Origin of the sequence: Mycobacterium sp. (assembly GCF_049278535.1) — a bacterium.
Taxonomy (GTDB): Bacteria; Actinomycetota; Actinomycetes; order Mycobacteriales; family Mycobacteriaceae; genus Mycobacterium.
The window spans coordinates 1-19,338 of the sequence record NZ_JBAPMI010000170.1 but is presented as its reverse complement, the minus strand read 5'-3'; the positions used below and the strand labels follow the sequence as shown (position 1 = coordinate 19,338).

Annotated in this window: 20 protein-coding genes; 8 read left to right on the top strand and 12 right to left on the bottom strand. The window is 61.5% G+C overall.

The genetic code is table 11. The features are described 5' to 3' along the window. Positions 1 to 51 precede the first annotated feature (51 nt). The 3 genes from WAO18_RS11355 to WAO18_RS11345 are packed head-to-tail and all read left to right on the top strand — an operon-like array spanning position 52 to position 2,438. A complete protein-coding gene (locus WAO18_RS11355) occupies positions 52 to 1,032 on the top strand; it encodes an Acg family FMN-binding oxidoreductase (RefSeq protein WP_422206380.1) in 981 nt (326 codons plus the stop codon). Continuing rightward, positions 1,029 to 1,883, top strand: a complete 855-nt coding sequence (locus WAO18_RS11350) for a universal stress protein (RefSeq protein ID WP_422206379.1) — start codon at positions 1,029 to 1,031, stop codon at positions 1,881 to 1,883. The genes WAO18_RS11355 and WAO18_RS11350 overlap by 4 nt, the downstream gene beginning before the upstream one ends. Positions 1,884 to 1,895: 12 nt before the next feature. After that, on the top strand, positions 1,896 to 2,438 hold the full coding sequence (locus WAO18_RS11345; protein ID WP_422206378.1) for a GNAT family N-acetyltransferase: 543 nt from the start codon (positions 1,896 to 1,898) through the stop codon (positions 2,436 to 2,438). On the opposite strand, the gene WAO18_RS11340 is transcribed toward WAO18_RS11345, so the two are convergent. From WAO18_RS11340 to WAO18_RS11325, 4 genes are all read right to left on the bottom strand, one after another. After that, on the bottom strand, positions 2,439 to 3,431 hold the full coding sequence (locus WAO18_RS11340; RefSeq protein WP_422206377.1) for an Acg family FMN-binding oxidoreductase: 993 nt from the start codon (positions 3,429 to 3,431) through the stop codon (positions 2,439 to 2,441). A 146-nt stretch (positions 3,432 to 3,577) separates the two neighbouring features. Then, complete coding sequence (locus tag WAO18_RS11335) at positions 3,578 to 5,146, bottom strand: GAF domain-containing sensor histidine kinase (protein ID WP_422206376.1); 1,569 nt, start codon at positions 5,144 to 5,146, stop codon at positions 3,578 to 3,580. A gap of 186 nt (positions 5,147 to 5,332) precedes the next feature. Then, positions 5,333 to 5,983: a hypoxia response regulator transcription factor DosR/DevR gene (gene dosR, locus WAO18_RS11330; protein ID WP_422206375.1), complete on the bottom strand. Its 651-nt coding sequence runs from the start codon at positions 5,981 to 5,983 to the stop codon at positions 5,333 to 5,335. A 50-nt stretch (positions 5,984 to 6,033) separates the two neighbouring features. Further along, complete coding sequence (locus WAO18_RS11325) at positions 6,034 to 6,882, bottom strand: universal stress protein (RefSeq protein ID WP_422206374.1); 849 nt, start codon at positions 6,880 to 6,882, stop codon at positions 6,034 to 6,036. Between the two features lie 292 nt (positions 6,883 to 7,174). Between WAO18_RS11325 and fdxA the strand changes: the two genes are divergently transcribed. Together fdxA and WAO18_RS11315 are read left to right on the top strand one after the other, a co-directional pair. Further along, positions 7,175 to 7,543 carry a ferredoxin gene (fdxA, locus tag WAO18_RS11320; protein ID WP_422206373.1) on the top strand — a complete coding sequence of 123 codons (369 nt, stop codon included), beginning with the start codon at positions 7,175 to 7,177 and terminating at the stop codon, positions 7,541 to 7,543. A 16-nt stretch (positions 7,544 to 7,559) separates the two neighbouring features. Then, on the top strand, positions 7,560 to 8,426 hold the full coding sequence (locus tag WAO18_RS11315) for a universal stress protein (protein ID WP_422206372.1): 867 nt from the start codon (positions 7,560 to 7,562) through the stop codon (positions 8,424 to 8,426). 22 nt (positions 8,427 to 8,448) lie between these two features. Here WAO18_RS11315 and WAO18_RS11310 read toward each other — a convergent pair whose 3' ends face one another. Together WAO18_RS11310 and WAO18_RS11305 are read right to left on the bottom strand one after the other, a co-directional pair. After that, positions 8,449 to 8,880, bottom strand: coding sequence for a pyridoxamine 5'-phosphate oxidase family protein (locus tag WAO18_RS11310; protein ID WP_422206371.1), 432 nt, complete (start codon positions 8,878 to 8,880; stop codon positions 8,449 to 8,451). 32 nt (positions 8,881 to 8,912) lie between these two features. Further along, the gene (locus WAO18_RS11305) at positions 8,913 to 9,929 is read right to left on the bottom strand and encodes an Acg family FMN-binding oxidoreductase (protein ID WP_422206370.1); all 1,017 of its coding nucleotides are present in this window, start codon (positions 9,927 to 9,929) and stop codon (positions 8,913 to 8,915) included. 323 nt (positions 9,930 to 10,252) lie between these two features. Between WAO18_RS11305 and WAO18_RS11300 the strand changes: the two genes are divergently transcribed. Then, complete coding sequence (locus WAO18_RS11300) at positions 10,253 to 11,152, top strand: universal stress protein (RefSeq protein ID WP_422206369.1); 900 nt, start codon at positions 10,253 to 10,255, stop codon at positions 11,150 to 11,152. A gap of 87 nt (positions 11,153 to 11,239) precedes the next feature. Here the strand turns inward: WAO18_RS11300 and WAO18_RS11295 are convergent, their stop codons facing one another. After that, positions 11,240 to 12,034 carry a universal stress protein gene (locus tag WAO18_RS11295; RefSeq protein ID WP_422206368.1) on the bottom strand — a complete coding sequence of 265 codons (795 nt, stop codon included), beginning with the start codon at positions 12,032 to 12,034 and terminating at the stop codon, positions 11,240 to 11,242. 417 nt (positions 12,035 to 12,451) lie between these two features. Between WAO18_RS11295 and WAO18_RS11290 the strand changes: the two genes are divergently transcribed. Then, entirely contained in the window at positions 12,452 to 14,107 is a 1,656-nt protein-coding gene (locus WAO18_RS11290) for a GAF domain-containing sensor histidine kinase (RefSeq protein ID WP_422206389.1), read from the top strand. Positions 14,108 to 14,246: 139 nt separating this feature from the next. After that, the gene (locus tag WAO18_RS11285) at positions 14,247 to 15,122 is read left to right on the top strand and encodes a universal stress protein (protein WP_422206367.1); all 876 of its coding nucleotides are present in this window, start codon (positions 14,247 to 14,249) and stop codon (positions 15,120 to 15,122) included. Between the two features lie 46 nt (positions 15,123 to 15,168). Here the strand turns inward: WAO18_RS11285 and WAO18_RS11280 are convergent, their stop codons facing one another. The 5 genes from WAO18_RS11280 to WAO18_RS11260 all read right to left on the bottom strand — a co-directional run. After that, positions 15,169 to 15,609, bottom strand: coding sequence for an SRPBCC family protein (locus WAO18_RS11280; protein WP_422206366.1), 441 nt, complete (start codon positions 15,607 to 15,609; stop codon positions 15,169 to 15,171). After that, positions 15,609 to 16,442, bottom strand: a complete 834-nt coding sequence (locus WAO18_RS11275; RefSeq protein ID WP_422206365.1) for a 1-acyl-sn-glycerol-3-phosphate acyltransferase — start codon at positions 16,440 to 16,442, stop codon at positions 15,609 to 15,611. Before WAO18_RS11275 ends, WAO18_RS11280 begins: the two co-directional genes overlap by 1 nt. Before the next feature lie 40 nt (positions 16,443 to 16,482). Next, a complete protein-coding gene (locus WAO18_RS11270) occupies positions 16,483 to 17,583 on the bottom strand; it encodes an amidohydrolase family protein (RefSeq protein WP_422206388.1) in 1,101 nt (366 codons plus the stop codon). Positions 17,584 to 17,596: 13 nt separating this feature from the next. Continuing rightward, a complete protein-coding gene (locus WAO18_RS11265) occupies positions 17,597 to 18,949 on the bottom strand; it encodes a glutamine synthetase (RefSeq protein ID WP_422206364.1) in 1,353 nt (450 codons plus the stop codon). A 44-nt stretch (positions 18,950 to 18,993) separates the two neighbouring features. Next, positions 18,994 to 19,338 (bottom strand): carboxymuconolactone decarboxylase family protein (locus tag WAO18_RS11260; protein WP_422206363.1); only part of this gene is annotated, 345 nt, incomplete at its 5' end.

The window sequence follows — 19,338 nt, the reverse complement described above, 5'->3', positions numbered from 1 at the left end:
CTGGTGCCATAGCAGGCTTGGAACCACGAACAGAGAACGGGAGGTCGTCAAATGCCTGAAATCAAGGCGACAGACGAAGTCATTGAGGAGGCGGTGGGCGCGGCGTGCCGTGCCCCTTCACTGCATAACAGCCAACCCTGGCAGTGGGTGCTCGGTCGTGGGGAACTCCAATTGTTTCTCGACCCGAGTCGGGTGATGACCACCGATCAGTCGGCGCGAGAAGCGCTGATCGGGTGCGGAGCCGCCCTCGATCATCTGCGGGTAGCAATGGCGGCTGCCGGATGGGAGGCACACATCAAGAGATTTCCTAATCCCGCAAATCCCAACCATTTAGCGACGTTCGACTTCACCCCGGTGGCGTATCTGAGTGAGCGCGACCAACTTCGGGCAAAGGCGATCCGAACTCGTCACACCGACAGGCTGCCGTTCAGCGCCGTGACAGACTGGGGAGCCCTCGAACCGATAGTGGCCAATTGTGGCAACCGCGATACGGTCCACCTGGAAGTCCTTTCGGAGGAGGTGCGCCCACAACTTATCGAAGCGGCTGAGATCGCCGAATCGCTGCGGTTCTATAACACTGCCTATAATGATGAATTAAGTTGGTGGACTGCACCTTTCGAACCATCCGAGGGTATCCCTTATAGCGCGCTTGTCTCAGCGGCTGAGGGTGACAGAGTCGGTGTCGGACGAGTGTTTCCCGCCTTCCGCCGGCCAGAACGGCGCCTGGAGATCCCTGAAGACCGCGCCAAAGTTCTATTGCTGTCCACTGATGACGACGGGCACAGCGACGCGCTGTCGTCCGGGGAAGTGCTGTCCGCGGTCTTGCTGGAATGCACCATGGCGGGCCTGGCGACTTGCCCGGTGACGCATGTAACCGAGGTAAGCGTTGCTCGTGAACTCATCCAATCGTTGATGAATCACGATGCCATTCCACAAGTGCTGATCCGTGTGGGCGTCGTACCAGTCACCGAAAAGACGCCGCCGCCCACCCCGCGACGGAAGCTGTCGGAAGTTCTAAGGGTGCGACGATGAAACACATTGCGAAAAATAATTCGGACAAACAGCAATCGTCGGTGATCGTCGGTATCGACGGATCGCAAGCCGCGATCCAGGCCGCGATGTGGGCAGTCGATGAAGCTATCAGCCGCGAGCTCCCGCTGCGACTGATCTTCGTGATCCCAGAAGACATCGAACCGGCACCGTTCGCCTCGGTTGGCAACGAGCGGATGGAGCACGAATACGGCGAGACCGCGCTGAGAATAGCCTCTGCTGCGGTTGAAGCCAGCGGCAAAATCGTCAAAGTCGAAACCGCGATATTGCGCGGTGATCCAGCGGCTCAGCTTGTCGCGAGATCCGGCAGTGCCGCCATGATCTGCATAGGATCTACAGGCATCGGACGTGTCGCAAAGCTGTTCCTGGGTTCCACCGCAACAGAACTCGCCGAAGCCGCGCTCTGCTCCGTCGCGATTATCCGTAGCCACCAAAGCCAGCATAAGCCGGGGCGCTCCTTCATCGCGGTCGCCGTTGAAGACTCACCTGACAACGACGACGTCGTCGAACAGGCAATGGACGAGGCCCAGCAGCGCCACGCCCCCGTCTTGGCTCTAGGGGCCTGGCGAAGCGATGTAGGCGAAATTCCCGCGGACGAGCTGGACCGGCGGATGCAGATTTGGGGCAGTCGCTATCCTGGCGTCGAAGTCCACACTGCGCGCACCGGCAGCGATATCGCCGACTTCCTTGCCATGATCGATAGACAGATTCAGCTCACGGTACTGGGCTGCGACGATGTGGACCAACTCGCTCGTCTCGTCGGGCCACGTCGTCACCCCATTCTCGGAAACGCTGAGTGCTCGGCGCTCATCGTCCGCACGCCGAACTCCTGAGAGTGACACATCATGCCGACGGCCATGCGCGAAAAGGACATTACTAAGCGGGCGTTCGCCCTAAAGCTTGCAGACGGCGCTTGGATAGTGCTCCGGCGCCTTGAGCCGGTCGACGCAGACGCCGTCTTAGCGCTGCACGACACATTGAGTCAGCGCGAACGCTACCTGAGGTTCTTCACAATGCACCCGGTACATCTGAGAGCTTTAGCCAGCAAACTGGCTGACGGACATGGTGATGACTACGCGTTGGGCGCCTTTGAGTCCGGCACGTTGATCGGCGTTGCTAACTACATCATGTGCGGTAAGACGGCGACCGCGGAGGTCGCCGTCGTGGTGGCGCACGAGAATCACATGCGCGGGGTGGGTACGGCTCTGTTGCGGCGACTCGCTCAGATAGCCCGGGCCAACGGAATTCGGCACATGGTCGCAGATGTCTTGACAACGAACCATCTACTGCTGAAGGTGCTTCGCGATGCGGGTTTGCGGCCACACCGGGTGCGCGCCGTTAGCGGCGTCGTGCATCTCGACGTCGATCTGCCCGAGGTCTCGACTTAGCTAAGCGAAAGCTGAGCCATCCAAGTACTCGACAACGTCTCTCAGTGCTCGGCGGGGCGTCGTGGGCAACGGGTCCGCGTTGACAGGTGCCCAGCCGACTCGCAATAGCATCTGAGGAAAGCCGCTCTTTCCGAACACGTCGGCCCGCACTGCGTCACGCGTATCGACGATTTCCAGCGGTTCGGTAATCGGGCAACTAGCCAGGCCGAGTGCAGTTGCGGTGAGCAGCACCAGGCTGGTGGCTTCGCCGGCGCGTAGCCGCGGCACGATGCCGTCATACCTGGTACCGAGCGCCAGTACGACTGCGTTGTCGTTGACCGACTCGGTCGCAGGTGACTGCACCAACGCGGGACCAGCGAATTCTCGATGCGACACCGGCGCGGCAAGTCGGGCCCGAGGTGTATTGCGGGCCGGAACACCGGCCACCGATGCATACCGCCCACTCCAGGTGGTTAGTTCGGTCAAGTAGTCGTGGTCTACCGCGTGTCGCCACGCCGCTTGCGCCACTATTTCTTGCAGTCGTGGCAATGATTCGAGCTGGCGCAGCATCACCCCGGCACGCGCTGCACGCGCACCCATCTGGGCGATGTAGCCGGCTGGGACGTCCCAGGCGCTGTAACGGCGTCGGTCTGTCTGCCGGTGCGGGATCGCGGCCGCCAAGCTGACATCAACTTCATTGGGCGGCTGGGGGTAAACCTCAATGGCGGCAAGGTGTTCGGAGTCATCAAGATTTGGCCGACGATGAACCTTCGTTTGCCACCCGAGCGCGGCTAACGCGACGACACAGTGATGCAACGCAATCCCGCAGCTCAAAATCAGATCACGACCATCAGGGTCAGCACTGGACAACTGTAAGCTGCGGTCGGCGTACAGGTGCAGGCTGTCTAAGCCCACCCGCCAGCGCCACGGTTGGGTGTTGTGAACCGATGGAGCTCGGGTGGCCAGCGACAGCACAGCGCGGACAATGTCGTGATCCGGGAAATGAGCGCTCATAGGGGCCACCGCTTTCTGTACTAGATACCCACATCCACCATGGCCCGGCACCGTCAACGGTCTATAGAGCCAAAAGGCTCCGCTTTGTGGGACTTTCACTCAGCCGCGGGCGCTTAGCCCTCGGTTACCGGACGAACCGCTTCCGCCTATAAGAGCGGTGCCGACCAGCGCAACACAGTGCCCCCGGTTTCGAGGGTTTCAATGCTGAAGGAACCGTTCGCTTTTCGAGCGCGATAACGCATATTCATCAGACCGCTCTGTTTGGTGCGTTCGGAGATGCCTCGACCGTCATCCCGAACCTCGATGGACAGGTCATTCTCGACCTTCACGGCAACGTGGAGCTTGCTAGCGTGTGCATGTTGGGCAGCGTTGCTGACCGCCTCGCGCACAACGGCTTCGGCGTGCCCTGCCAAACTGGTTCCCACCACCGAAAGCGGCCCCGCGAATTGCGTCGTGATGTGCAAAGACTCGTTTGAATACTCGGCAATCGCCTGGTCAAGCCGCTGGCGCAACCGAGTCATCCCGGTCGCCGGCCCATGGAGATCGAAAATCGTCGTCCGGATTTCGCCGATAATGCTTTGAAGGTCGTCGACGTATTCCGAAAGCCGTTGCTGAACATCGGATGATCGCGTTCGTGAGATCGTTGCCTGCAGTGCCAACCCGACGGCGAATAAGCGTTGAATGACATGGTCGTGCAAGTCGCGAGCGATACGGTCACGGTCTGCTAAGACGTCCAGTTCCCGCGCCACGCGCTGCGAAGTGGCCAGTTGCCAGGCGAGCGCCGCTTGGTCGGCAAAGGCGGTCATCATCTCTTCGTCGTCTCGGCTGAATGGCGTTGCATGCGTTGGACGTAGCGTGACGAGCACACCGGCGACGCTGTCGGTGGCTCGCAGAGGGAGCACCAATGCGGGGCCGGGTTCGACCTCCAGGTCACCGATCGTGAGCTCGAGATTGTCGAAACGCCGCGGGGTGCGCTCCTGGTAGGCGTCGCCGACTGGCGTCCCGCGAACCGCCAGCGTCGCTGGCTGGGCGAACTCGGGCAGCTTCCCGGCCATGTCGGTCACGAGCAGTTCATCTACATCGGATGGCTGCGTGTCCCCTTCGACCGGTACCGCAACCAAAGTCAGTTGAGCCTCAGATAGTTTCAGAGCTTCGTCGGCAACCATCCGGAATACGGTTGCTGGGTCGGTGCCGGCCAGCAGCTCAGTAGCGATGTCGCGCGTCGCTTCAATCCAAGCCTGCCGCGTCCTCGATTGCTCGTAGAGGCGGGCATTCTGGATCGCGATCCCAGCGGCCGCAGCCAGTGCTTCGACAAGTAGCTCGTCATCTTCGCTGAACGGATTTCCGTCGGCTTTTTCGGTCAGATACAGGTTCCCGAACACCTCGTTGCGGATCCGGACGGGAACACCCAAGAACGCCCGCATTGGCGGATGGTTCGGCGGAAACCCCACAGAGCTTGGGTGCTGGGCTATGTCGTTCAATCGGATCGGCCTTGGATCGTCGATCAAGACGCCGAGAACACCGCGTCCCTCGGGGAGATGCCCTATCTGCTCGCGTGTCTCGTCGCCGATCCCCTCGTAGATGAACGCCGTGAGTTCGGGTCCACTCCCCCGCACGCCGAGCGCGCCGTAACGGGCGTCGACGAGGTCGATTGCAGTACGCACGATCGTGCGCAGCGTAGTGTCCAGATCGAGATTCGATGTGACCACCAGCATGGCTTCGACTAAGCCGTCGAGTCGGTCACGCCCTTCGACGACTTGGGTGATTCGGTCTTGGACTTCGGCCAGCAGCTCTCGCAACCGCAGCTGCGACAATGTATCTCGTAGCGGGTGAGCCGCGCCGCGCGCGTTAGCTGCTTCGGTCACAGCGCTGGACAGGCATTGCAGAGGTCTTGACGTCGCTCATCGGTTCGGTCGATCGGTTGTGTTGAGTTTGGACGCGAAAACCGCTGCCTGCGTTCGCCGTTCCATCCCCAGCTTGGCCAGCAAGCGGGACACATAGTTTTTGACGGTTTTCTCGGCGAGGAACATGCGTGCGGCGATCTGCTTGTTGGTCAGTCCTTCGCTAAGCAGGCTTAGCAACGTGCGCTCCTGGTCGGTTAGCCCGTCCAGTGGATCGGCGCGTTCGGCCGCACCGCGAAGTTTCGCCATCAGTGCCGCGGCAGCCCGGTTGTCCAGTAGCGATTTGCCGGCGCCGACATCTTTGATCGCCTGCGCTAGCTGCATTCCTTTGATGTCTTTGACGACGTAACCGCTCGCACCGGCCAATATCGCGTCAAGCATCGCTTCATCAGACGTAAACGACGTCAGCATCAAGCAACGCAAATCGCCGAGGTCTGACAGCAGATCCCGGCATAACTCGATGCCACTGCCATCCGGCAACCGGACGTCTAAGACGGCGACGTCGGGCCGGACCGCTGCTATCCGGGTCATCGCCTCGGCAACCGAACCTGCTTCACCAACGACTTCCAGTTCTGGATCAGCGCCAAGCAAATCCACAATCCCGCGGCGGACGACCTCATGGTCATCGACAAGGAAGACTTTCACAACCATGGTGAACCCTCCAATCAGTTCGACGTTGTGGTTATCATGCTCGCCGTCTGTCACAGATGCTGGTGATCGACGACCAAGACCGTGCAGTCGGAAGAACGCAGCGCAGCGTTGCCCGCAGGGCCGACGACCTCACGAACGTGACCCGGACCGCGAGCGCTCACAATCAGCATCTGCAGCTGGGCAGCCTGCGCCGTTAAGTACCCGAAAAGATTGCCGTGCACGGCAACCGGCTCCACAAGAACTTCGGGATAGAGGCGCCGCCACCGCGCCAATCGGCGATCGAGCTGCGCAAGTATGCGTTGATCACCCTCTTGCGTAGCCTCGGGATCCCAGTGCGGGGGTTGCCAGCAGGTGATCACTCGTAACGGTGCGTTGCGCAGTGCGGCCTCGTGCGCTGCGGTCTGCAAGAGAACTCCATCATCTGGCGAGTCGTCGGTAGCGACCAGAATGACCTTGGCTCGGTTTTGGATTGGCGGTGTCGTCCCACGGATAATGGCGACCGCGCAGTGTGCCGAGCCGGCAACAGCTGCGGTGGTTGAACCGACCTGTCCGTGGCGGATGGGATTTGATCCGACCACTCCGAGACAAAGCATCGCGGCCTGATGCGATAGCCGGACAAGGGTGCCGGCGGCTCGGCCCTTGACGATATCGGTTTCGACTTTTATCGGCTTGTCAGTGGCTTCAACTGCGCTCCCGACGCGACCGATGGCGTTCTGGGCATCGGCTAGTCTTTGAGCAGTGCCGATGGGTCCGGAATCTTCCGTCTCCAACACGTGAACGAGCCGCAGCGGTATGTCCCGACTGACGGCTTCGTCGACAGCCCATAGGGCCGCGTGCATGGCCGCCGCCGAACTGTCGACGCCAACCACGACTGCAGGTTGTACCTGCACACCGCTCATCGGCAACTCCCCGGTTCTACGCGTGCCGGGCGATTCGCGCCGACACTTGTGCGGTAACGCTATCGATTACCTGCAGCATCGTCAGGGGCCATAAGTCACTGACATGGCATCCTTTGGTCCCGGTGACCCCCTACGCTCTTTTGCCGGGCCCAACCGCTCGTGACGAGGACACGAGTAGAAGAAATCACCTGCCTGTTGCCTCTCCTCCGGAGAAGCTGGAGGCCGATGGTCCCCGCGAAAGTGGTCCTTGTGCTCCAGCTTTCAGCAGGTCATCGCAAATACGCTTCGCTCTATGACCTACGTGATCGGCAGTGCCTGTGTCGATGTGATGGACAAATCTTGCGTCCAGGAGTGCCCAGTCGATTGCATCTATGAAGGGGCACGATCGCTGTACATCAATCCAAACGAGTGCGTGGATTGCGGTGCCTGCAAATCCATCTGCCGCATGGACGCGATCTACTACGAAACGGATCTGCCAGACGACCAGCAGCAGCATCTCGCCGACAACGATGCCTTCTTCTGCACAACCCTGCCAGGTCGCGATCGCCCTTTGGGTCTACCTGGTTGCGCTTTTGCGCTCGGCCCGGTGGGAGCCGACACACCACTGGTCGCTGCATTACCACGCAAGAGCTGTGATCAAACGGCCCACGACGGGCTCTAATCGAATGGGTGGCAAGATGTCTTCGCCTGCAACGAAATCCGGAATATTGGTTGGAGTCGACGGGTCGGCTCAATCGGATGCTGCTATCCGCTTCGCGACCCGCGAATCGGTGATGCGTGACGTACCCGTCACCTTGATGCATGTCATCGAGCCGCTCCCCGACTGGGCTACGCGTGCTGAGCAAGACAGGATCGCGCAGGTATGGCAAGACAACGCTCGTGACGTCATCGAATCAGCCCGTAAGACCGCCGTGGCGTGCGTGACGACGTCGGCGTCGCTGGATCTGCACACCGAAATCGCCTGCTCGCCGGTGGCCGCCATGTTCGTCCTCGCTTCGGCACAGGCTCACATGGTTGTGGTGGGTAGCCGCGGCATGACGCCGCCGGGACGGTTTCTACTGGGCTCCGTCAGCAACAGTCTGGTGCATCACGCGCAGTGTCCGGTCGCGGTGATCCACTACGACCCCGAAGACGAAACAGGCTCAGTGTTGGTGGGTGTCGATGGATCCCCGGCGTCTGACGGGGCTATCGCTTTCGCATTCGAGGAGGCGTCACGTCGTGGGGTGGACTTGCTCGCCTTGCACGCCTGGAGTGACGTTGCGGTGTTCCCCATCCTTGGGATGGATTGGCGGGACTATGAAACCCGAGGCGCGGAAATCCTGGCCGAACGCCTGGCTGGCTACCAGCAGGAATATCCAGGCGTGCAGGTGCGCCGACGGCTCGTATGCGACAAGCCGGCTCATTGGCTGATCGAGGAGTCGCGACATGCTCAGCTCGTGGTGGTCGGTAGCCGTGGACGTGGCGGTTTTCCCCATATGCGGTTGGGCTCGGTCAGCTCTGCTCTGACCCAGTCCTCGAAAGCACCCCTGGTCGTTGTTCGCTGAGCCTGTTGTCGGACTTGGTGAATTAGGCAAATGTGGATTCCGGCTCGGGTTTAGGGCCGAATCGGAAGCGGCGGCCCGTGATTGAGACCGGCAGAATGCGGACGAAATGCTGCTTCAGTGTGGCTGTCCACGGCAGGAGCTGCGCGCGTCCGGCCTCCTCCAGCTCTTCATTGGTTCGCAGCATCCGCGCTGTGCCTTTCACCACGACGCTCCACCCTTCGCCGGCATCGTGGTCGTCGGCTTCGAAGAGCACATGATTATTGACGGCGGCGCTGACCAATTTCGTGCCTTCGGCAGTGCGGAAAAGCACTGTGCGCCTTTGGGTAACGAAATTTATTGGAAATATTTCGGGCTGGCCCAGGGCACTGGTCACGAGACGCCCGAGCGACACGCCTGCCAGCAGGTCCCAGCTTTCACTCGTCGAAAGAACAGTGATAGGTTCGAATGTCTTCATATCACCACGATAGGACGGCTCTGAGCACCCTATCAGCGGCAATTGTCCTTGGAGCAAAGGACTTCCGACTCTGCGATTTGCAATACCGCATCAAGCGGCAGTCGTGGCGTCGCAGCGGGCAGAACTTCCATCGGCGGCGCTATGCCGACTCGAATCAGCACTTGCGGTTCGCCGCGCTGGCCGATGAGACGCCGCACAATGTTACGGCTCTCCTCCAACTCGATCAGATGTGTCAACGTGCAGGTCGCCATTCCGGCCATTGTGCACTCCAACAGGACCCTGGACAGGGCTTCGCCGCAACGTAGTACATCCACTCGCGTATCGCCTGAGGTGGAGAGCACAAGGATCCTCGACCAGTCGAGCGCGACGCCTGTGCGCCGTTCGGAATGGCTGGTAGTGGGGAAATCCCGCCCTATGTCGATGCGGCGAAGTTCCGATGCGGAGGCCAGCGTTTCAGGTGGAATGCCGTCGGATAGCGCGAATGACGATGTCCACCACTGCAGTTCGGCTTGATAAGTCGCGTCATTGCCGCGCACGATCTTGGTGGAGTGAGAAGCTGAGGCCAGCTGGGGTCGTACTTCGTCGGAGAGCTCATTCAGCATGACGGCAGTGTCGCCGACTTCTTTCTGTAGGCCGGGCAGAAACCATGTCCATAAGGTGGGGCGGCAGAGGGGCAGTCGATCGGTGCGACGTTCCAGAATCGCTGCGGCGCGTTTGTGTTGGATCTCGGTGACGAACTCGACGGGACGGAATGCGATTGTTGCCAATAAATCCGGGTTATCCGGCTCGGGGAATCGGCTAATCTGCGCTTTCCAACCGGCTGACGTCATGGCAACGCGGAGGTGATCAAGGACACTGCCGCAGCTGAGGATTGCTTCTCGACCGGATTGATCCGCAATGTCCACCCGTCGAATGCGATCGACAAACAATTGCAGTTCAGGCTCATTGAGCACCCAATGCCACGGCTGGCTGTTGTGTATCGACGGTGCTCGGCATGCCACCTTAAGTGCGTTCCTGATGACCGCAATGCCTGGTCTCGTCTGCAGCATGACTGATCCTTCACGTCCGACCTGTCCTTCGACGTTACTGGCCGCCTTGTCCGCTACTAGGGCCATTGGTCCCGGCGGTGCCGCAATCCGCCGAATCGCACGCCGGGACCTTTGACCGGCAGTTGAGTTTGCGCGACGACTCATGGGATACCGCACATCTCATTGACACCACACCGGTACTACTCGACTGGATCGATCATGCCGAGAAAAACGGCGAGATGTGTTGCGTACGTGAGTCCTACGACCCTTGACCTGAGGACCAATGCATCACGATTATCAATCCGGCATCTCCTATCGTCTGTTAATGAGCGAAGGAGCGCAATATGTCAGAATTCGCCTGCAATGGCATCGTGGTTGGAGTCGATGGCTCACCAGCATCATATTCGGCAGTCGAGTGGGCGGCTCGTGACGCGGTGATGCGTCATCTGCGGCTAACCCTGGTCCATGCTGAAAACCTCTTCGCCGCGACGTGGCCTGAGTCGCCAGAGGTGGAAGAGGTCGCGATATGGCAAGAAGACGCAGGCAAGCGAATTCTCAATGATGCTTTGAAAATTGCGGATGACAGCATCCGGGGCCGTCGTGCGATTCCCATCGAATGTGAATTGATCTTCTCGCCCGCTGCCGCAACGCTGGTCGATCTGTCCAGACACGCCGAGCTTGTAGTGGTGGGTGACCGCGGGCGTGGCGCGCTCGCGCGCAGCTTGCTTGGATCGGTCAGTACGAGCGTGGTCCGGCATGCGCACTGCCCGGTCGCTGTCGTTCGTAACGCAGGCGGACCGAGGCCCGATTTGCAGGGTCCCGTGCTGCTTGGAATTGATGGGTCGCCGGCCTCGGAACTGGCGACCGTTATCGCCTTCGATGAAGCATCACGGCGCAAGGCCGCCCTGGTTGCGGTTCATGCCTGGAGTGACATCGCCATTCTGGAGTTGCCGGGTTTGGACTGGTCGGCTGTGAAGGCCGAAGAAGATCGCAGCTTGGCGGAACGTCTGGCTGGCTGGCAAGAGCGCTACCCCGATGTAGAACTCCGCAGGCATTTGGTGTGCGACCGAGCAGCCGATGTGATTGCCCAAATGGCGAAATCCGCTCAGCTGGTTGTGCTGGGCAGTCACGGGCGAGGTGCTTTAGGCCGGACGTTCTTGGGCTCGGTAAGCAACGCTGTCTTGCAGGTTGTCCAAGTACCGATCATCGTTGCGCGTTCGTCGACAGCGACGTCAAAGCTCTAGGCGAGATGGGTCTTCGGGCCTGGATCGACAGCACCTACAACAGGCTCATCCATCTCGGTGGTTTTCTGATTGCGATGGTCTCAAGGCTCAAAGGTGTTGGCCACGAACTGCGATGACCGAAAAGTCGTTATAGGCCGCTGCCCTCGATCTGATTAACTCGATCAATTTCGCGATTTCACCCCGACGGCTCGCGCCCAGGACCATCGATCTGATCGACACCTCGTGTTCAGCGACGTACCGCAGCAGTTGATCGGTGTGCACGACACTCAAGTCCATGTGGGGATATTTTTGCGTCCAGCTGATCAGCAACTCATCGACCGCTGCAGTAGCGGGGGTCGCCATCACGGCATGCAACGGGAGCCGGCGAAGTTCCGCTTCTTCCATCGCCTGTTGGAGGACGTCGTAGTCGATCGTCGAGGGCTCCAACAACGTGGCAACCCAGCCGGTTCCCTCCGCTGAGGCGTCTATTGCCGGCACGACAGCTACGGTGCAGCGAGCGTGGGCAGCCATGTCGGTGGCCAGCGAATCGAAAGGCCCGTTAGGATTTGCTTTCGGAGCTCCGACGCACAGCAGCGCAGCGGATCGGGACTCCTCAATTAGTACGGTGCCTGGATCGCCGCAGATGGTGTCTAACTCGATTTTGATCGGCCTCTGCATTGCTTCCACAGCGGCGTTCGCATCTCGCAAAGCGGCACCTGCTACGAGGTGCTGCGCTTTGACGACACCCGGCGTGACGGACCGATGGGAGTCAATCACGTAGAGCAACTTGAGCGCGATATCGCGCTGAAGCGCTTCGGCGGCACCCCACACGGCCGCCCTCACCGCCGCCTTCGAGCCGTCGATACCTACCACAACCGGCCTCGCGCCACGATCTGCAATCATGTTGTCTCCCTGAATCTTAGGTGCAAGTTTCCGGCGACGTTCCGAGCGTTCTCATCAACACCAGGCACGGGCCATATGTTCGTCACGAGAACTTGGGTGGCGGTCGGCAAGTCGACAGTTGGTCGCATAACTCCTTACTACTGCCGCGACCGACTGGGTTCGTAGGGCCCAAAGTCACCCTCACGAGGGCCTACCGTCAAGCGAGGCGCGCGCGCCGGCTAACCGTGAAATGCCATTGAGCAGCGGCGCACTTGAGTGGTTCCTCGATCAAGCCGTCGCGTTAAGAATCCTCCGTGGACGGTCGCGTGGAGCTTGTTCGGGCGTACGCTAACGACGAGCGACGGGGGCCGCGGAGGTTGCGCGCCAGTGAGTAGTAGTGAGAACGAGTCGCCTTTTGCCCGCACGGACGAGCGGGCGTTGATCGGCCGTTTCCCTGCAGAGATCGGCAAGCTGCTCGGGGCCCGCGACCTGACAGAGCGTCTGCTGCGCGCCATCGCGACAATCGGGTCCGACCACGACCTCGACTCGACACTGCATCGCGCAGCCACCGAGGCGCTGGAGTTGACCGGGTGTCGATACGGTGCACTGGGGACGTTTGACGCGGACGGCAACTTGATGTCTTTCGTGCATGCAGGAAAGCCGGCTGATGCGCACAGCGGTGACCCGCCGAAAGTCTACGGTGTCCTACGGGCTGTGTCGGATCAGGCTTTGCCGCTCCGCCTGGACGATCTCACTAAGCACCTCGCAGCACTCGGGTTTCCGGAGAGCTACCCTCCGATGCGCGCATTTCTGGGCGTGCCGATCATGGTCCGCGGCAACATATTCGGTGGCCTGTACCTTACCGACGACAGGCCGGCATGGAGCTTCACCGAATCCGACGAGATCGCGGTTCAGGTATTCGCGTCCGCGGCGGCAGTTGCGATCGACAATGCGCAGCTCTTCGAACGCGTTGAGCGGCGGGCCGACTGGATGAAAGCCAGCCGGGAGATCACCACCGAATTGCTTTTGGGTAGCGACTCAGCTCATCGGCCGCTGCGATTGATCGCCGAACAAGTGCAGAAGCTAACGGAGGCGGAACAAGCGATCGTTCTCATTCCCGATGACGCAGATATGCCTCCTGAGGAAATCGAGAATCTGGTCGTATCGGCCGCGGTCGGCGTACATGCCGACGAAGTCGTCGGCCAAGAGGTTCCTGTCGACGGTTCGACGACAGGCCACGTTTTTCGCGCCGGGGCACCCCTAATCACCGAATCGTTCCGATATCCCATCCAAGCGTTCACTGACGCAGGCGAACGGTCCGCCATCGTGATGCCGCTTCGCTACGAACGAACGGTTACCGGCGTCATCGCCGTGGCCCGCGGCAGTGATCAAACGCCGTTCGACGCCAGCTATCTCGACTTGGTAGGTGACTTCGCCAGCCAGGCCGCTTTGGCGCTTGCTCTCGCCGCCAGCGGTGAAAACGCCCGCGAATTGTCGATTCTGGCCGACCGAGAACGTATCGCTCACGATCTACACGATTACGTCATTCAACGGCTGTTTGCCGTGGGATTGGATGTGCAGGGAACCATTGCACGCGCGCGCAACCCTGACCTCGTCGCGCGACTCAACCGCACCATTGACGATCTGCAGAACACCATCGAAGAGATCAGGAACACCATTTTCGCCCTGCAGACCTCAACTACGGGCGGCGGCGGATTCCGCAGGCGTATCCAAGACGCGGTCGCCAATCTCACAGAGAACCGGAACGTCATCACCACGGTGCACGTGTCCGGACCGACGACCGCCGTCGGTCCCGAATTGGCTCAGCACGCCGAGGCTGCTGTGACGGAGGCTGTCAGCAACGCCGTCCGGCACTCCGGCGCAACACATTTGAGTATCGAAGTGACGGTAGCCGATGAACTCCGGATCGACGTGACCGACAACGGTTGCGGAATTCCGGCAGACAATCAGCGGCACAGCGGATTGTCGAACATGCGACATCGAGCCGAACAAGTTGGCGGCACCTGCGACATCACCTCATCAGCGGCGGGTGGAACCGTTGTTCGCTGGACCGCGCCCCTTATCGATCTCTAGGCACCTCCGCCACGAAAGGCCCTGTGGCTCAGTTATTGAGGACCAAAGCCTTTATCCGCCTGGACTCTGCACACCTAGCGTCAAGACCAAGCCTGCACTCGCTTGTACAGAAGTTCTCGACGGGCGGAAGGACAGACGCATGAACGGCTCAGAGAAGCACTTCGGTGTCGTCGTAGGCGTCGACGGATCGGGGTATGCCGACGTCGCGGTGCGTTGGGCCGCGCACGAGGCAGTCATGCGTCGAACTTGCCTCACGCTTGTCCAAGCCATCGCGATGCCCAATCCGCTTTGGCCCATGTCGGAGGTACGCGAGCTTTACGAAGCCGACGCAAAGGCCATCCTCGACGACGCGGTTCAGAATCTCGATAGCTACTCAATGGCCGAGCGACCGCGCGAGCTTCGGCGAGAACTGTTCTATTCCCGGCCGGCATCGGCACTGGTCGACATGTCCAAAGACGCGACCATGGTCGTTGTTGGCGCTCGCGGCCTCGGCGCTGTTCGCCGAGTGTTGCTCGGCTCGGTCGGCAGCGCCTTGGTCCATCACGCGCACTGCCCGGTGGCCGTGGTCCACGAGGACGCGTCACTCGAGGCGCAGGCCGAGCACTCGCCGGTGTTGCTGGGCACCGACGGATCGGCGGCTTCCGACCTCGCGACCGAAATCGCATTCGAAGAAGCCTCGATGCGAGGCGCCGAGTTGGTAGTGCTTCACGCGGCGAGCGATACGGAGATGTCGAAGTATTTGGGCACGGAATACTTGGCTGGGCTGTCCGACGTCGGCGCAATGCTTGACGGGTGCTTGGCCGGCTACCAGGAGCGCTACCCCGACGTCCACGTACACCGGACCGTGATGGACGACCGGCCAGCGGCTCGCCTGCTCAGCCTGTCCGCAACCACGCAGCTTGTCGTGGTCGGTAGCCACGGTCGCGGTGGATTCGCGGGCATGGCACTCGGATCGGTCAGCAGCGCGGTGGCGCATGCTGCTCGTACGCCAGTTATCGTTGCCCGGCGTGCATGACCTGATACACACGTCATGGATATTCGACGCGACGGGATTGAGCTAGTCAGCCGCCGCGTTCGGCAAGCTGCTTGAGGCGCTTGAGGGTGTCCGCCGTGGTGCGACCCACCTGACTTACCGCGACCCGGTCGGCGATGTAGCCCAAGATCCCGCCCGGAGCCTGATAGGACAGCCGGAAGGTCACCTTGGTTTGGCCCTTCTCCGTGTCGCGCAACCGGATCCGGCCGCGCAGGTTGACACCGGTGATTCCGACCCAGGCCAGGTCGCGCAGGTCGTCGAACTCGACCAATTCGATCAGTCCACCCACCGGCACCGAGCCGATCTTCCAATGCACGAAGTAGCGGGCACCGACGCCCGCCGGCTGGTCATTAGCGGTCTCCCAGCGTTCCAGGTTCGTCATGAACGACGGGTAGCGGTCCGGATCGCCGACGATCTTCCAGACCGCGTCGCGGTCGGCATCGATTATGCAGCGGCGTTCGACGCGCATCAGCCGATCACCGGGAATCGACGCTTGGCGGCGAGGCGGTCGACACCGGCCTGCAGGCTGGCCACCACCTTGTCATGCACGGCCTGGTCATCGCCGTCCACCTCGATGGGTTCCTGTACCTCGATCGCGATCTTGGTCGGCAGGGGTATGTGACCGGCCAGGTCGCTGATGTTCAGGCCCCACGGCAACGCCAACGAGATCGGAATACTCTTAAGTCGCAGCAGTTTATCGGCGAAAAGCAGCTTCGCTAGCCATTGGCCGCGGTCGAGGAACAACGCAGCCTCTTGGCCGCCCACACTGGCGACGGGCACGATCGGCACGCCCGCTTCGCGCGCCAGCCCGACATATCCCATGCGGCCACCGAAGTCCACCTTGTGTCGCTCCCAGGAAGGTCTAAAGACCTCATAGTCTCCGCCGGGGTAGACCAGCAGCGCCGCGCCGGATTCCAATGCTAGCCGGGCGTTTTCGTGGTTGGCCGCGACTGTGCCGAACTTGCGCAGCCAGCCCAACGGAGGTGCGGAGACGACGAGGTTGTGGGCCAGTTGGTAGAAGGGCCGTTCCACACCGAAGTAGGAGCAGAATGCCAGGGTGAAAACGAAAGTGTCCGGAGGCACGTTGCCGCCGCTGTGGTTCCCCACGAGCAGTACCGGACCCTCGGCAGGAATTCGGTCCAGGTGCTGCACGTCAGCTCGAAAATACAGCGAGGCCAGCAGCCACGTTCCGGGCAATTGGTCGCGGATGTAGTCGGGGTCGCGTTGATCCAGATCGGCCTTGGGAACACGCGACGCGACTTGCTCCCGCACCCAATCCTTGAGGTCACCCAGCGTCGCCATAGCCGCCATATACCCGTCTGGGACGGCGTTTATGCCTGATTCAGGCGTCGCTCAGCCGATAGATGCGCGCAGAGTTGTCGCGGGCGATCAGGCTGACCACCCGCATCGCGTCGTGAAGGCTCCAGTCGCCGTCGTCGACAAATCCGCTCAGCACTCGATGAATGCCGTTGCGCCATAACGTCGCAGAGAGATAGTGCAACTCCGCGGGACCGAACCCGTCCGATGAATAGACGATCTTTCGGAACGGCGCCAGCTCCAACAATCGGCCGATGAACGCCGGCGCTCGGGCGCCCAGGTAATTGATGCTCAGCCCACCGTCCACATAGACGTTGTTGAACGCCTGGGCCAGATAGCCGGCCTCACGCTCGTAGGGGTAGCAGTGCAGCAGCACGATCGGGGTGTCGCCGGACTGGCGCAGAAAGTCCAGGAGCTGCAGCGGGTTGGCTTTGTGCAGGTCGCACTCCCGGTCGCCGAAGCCGACGTGGAATTGCAGCGGCTTGCCGACTCGCAGTGCCTGATGCAGCCCGAACCGCAGCAGCACCCGATCGGTGAGCCGCCGGCCGCCGTCGTCGCGCCACCGTGCTGCCGCGGTCGCCACCTCGGCCGCCGACGGCTTGCTCAGGTCGCCGTCGAATCCGCCGCGGTACGCCAGGACGGATTTGGTCCCTACCGCCGCTTCCATGCGGTGTCTCAGGATCGGTTCGAATGCCGATGCGTAATAACCTGGGGAATCGGCGGCTTGTTCGGCCACCTGTTCGAGACGAACGACTTCGTGCGCACGATTTCCGGACAGCTCGGCGACGTGTGCCAAGTCGGTGACACCCTCGGCGTAACCGGTGTCGATCAGCCAGTCGCTGACGCCGGCTGCGCGCAGAAAAATCCGCGCCAGCTCCGCTTCGGTGTGCCGGCTGCGGCGTTGCCAATAGTCCCGCGGCTCAGCATGTTCAGCGAGACCGAGCAACGGTGCGCAGTGAGCACGGATGGCGAAGCCGAGCTGCGTGTCGAATCCCGAGTCGAAGTCGGCGAGCGGATCGGTGTTGGCCTCGTTGAGGGCGTTCTCAAACCGCCGCCGGTCCCCCGCCGCCAGCCAGCAACCGTGCGCATGCTGATCGATCAGGAGCACGCCGGCGATGTGCTCCATCAGGGCCGACACGTCATACGCTCCAGGCCATCCGGAATTTGTCGGCCAACTGTTCGCGGTTGAGATGGGCGTAGTGCTCGTGCTCGAAACGCCGGACCGCGACAACGACATCGACGGCAGGATCGCCGAGAATGCTGCGCACTAGTTGCGAATTGTCGAGTGCCGCAATGGTGTGCGCCTGCGATGTGGACAGTCGGGTGATTCCTGCGCGGCTGCGCTCAGAGTCACTCAGCGCTGTCGGGTCGACTTTTGTCTCGGCGGGCAACACCGCATTTTGCGTGACGCCGTCCAGCGCCAGGCCGAGGATGGTTGCCGTCGCGAAATACGGGTTGGCTGACGGATCGACGACCTTGACTTCGAGGTTGCCGCCGTAGGGGTTCCCGGGGCCGCCTGCGACGAAGCGCAATGCAGCTTCTCGATTCTCGGTGCCCCAGCAGACATAGGCGCCCGCCCAGTTGCCGGGTTGCAATCGCAATCCGGACACGATCGAACCGCACAACATTCCTTGGGCCTCCGGTAGCCCTCGGAGCAGACCCGCGACAGCGCTTTCGCCCTTGCTCGTCATACCGTGCACACCCGCTCCGTCGGAGAACAGCGGGCCGGTCGAATTCGTCAACGAAAAGTGTTGGTGGGCACCGCATCCGACACTGCCGACGAACGGCGCCGGCGACATGCTGACGCGCAACCCGTAGCGTCGGGCGATACGGCCGACGATGATTCGGGTCAGCACCATCTGGTCGACCGCGGCGACCGGTGATTGCGGCGTCAGCGAGATCTCGAACTGATTGGTCCCGTATTCAGGGTGTAATTGCTCGATCGCAACGCCGGACACCGATGTCGCCGCGATGACGTCGCGAACAAAATTTTCGTGTTCGAGGACACCGGCCAGTCCATACTGCGCCCACACGGTGGAGGGCAGCTGGTGACCGTCCGGTGCAACCAGCAGAAATTCGATCTCATGGCCGACCAAAGCCTGGATTCCAGCCTCGGCGAGAGCCGCCTCGACCCGTGCCAGCGTTCCGCGGCTGCAGGCCGGCACCGGTGTGCCGTCCTGCTCGAAGAATGAGCCGGGCGCCCACGCCAACCCGTCACCCACAATTCGCAAGGCGGACAGGTCAATCCGGATGCGCTCATCCCCCACCACTCCAATGTGATCGGTGAACGCGATGCCGGTCTGATCGATGGCGAAGCCGTGCCACACCCGACTGGCGCCAAGGCCTGGATCGGCGAAGGCGTTGGTCCTGCGTATCGGCACGGTCTTGGCCTGGGTCAGCCCGGCCGGGTTGATCACCGTGCCGATGACCGCGTCCACCCCTTCGGCCTCGAGTTGGGCGATGGCCGCGGCGGCCAGCGGTGTGGTGGTCATGTGCCGGGAAGCGGGAGTGGGCTCGGGCTACCGGGCTCGGTGGGTCATACCCGGCTTGGCAGGGTGAGCTTGCAGGACTGCGCGATGTCCAGGGTGCGCAGCACGCGTCCCATGCCCACCCACAGCGCACACGACAAGGCCAGATCGGCGAGCAACTCATCGGAAAAGTGCTCGCTGCAGCGGGTCCAGAAGTCTTCGTCGTCGCGCAGCACGGTGTGTTCGGTGGCGAACCGGTAGGCGAACTCGGCGGCCAGCCTCTCCTGGTCGTTGTATCCGGGCCAGGTGCGCCACTGGTCGGCGTGCTGGTACAGATCTTCGTCCACATCATTGGCGACTCCGTCGCCATCACGCGTGTTGACGCAGATTTCGCATTCGTTGCTGTGTGCGAT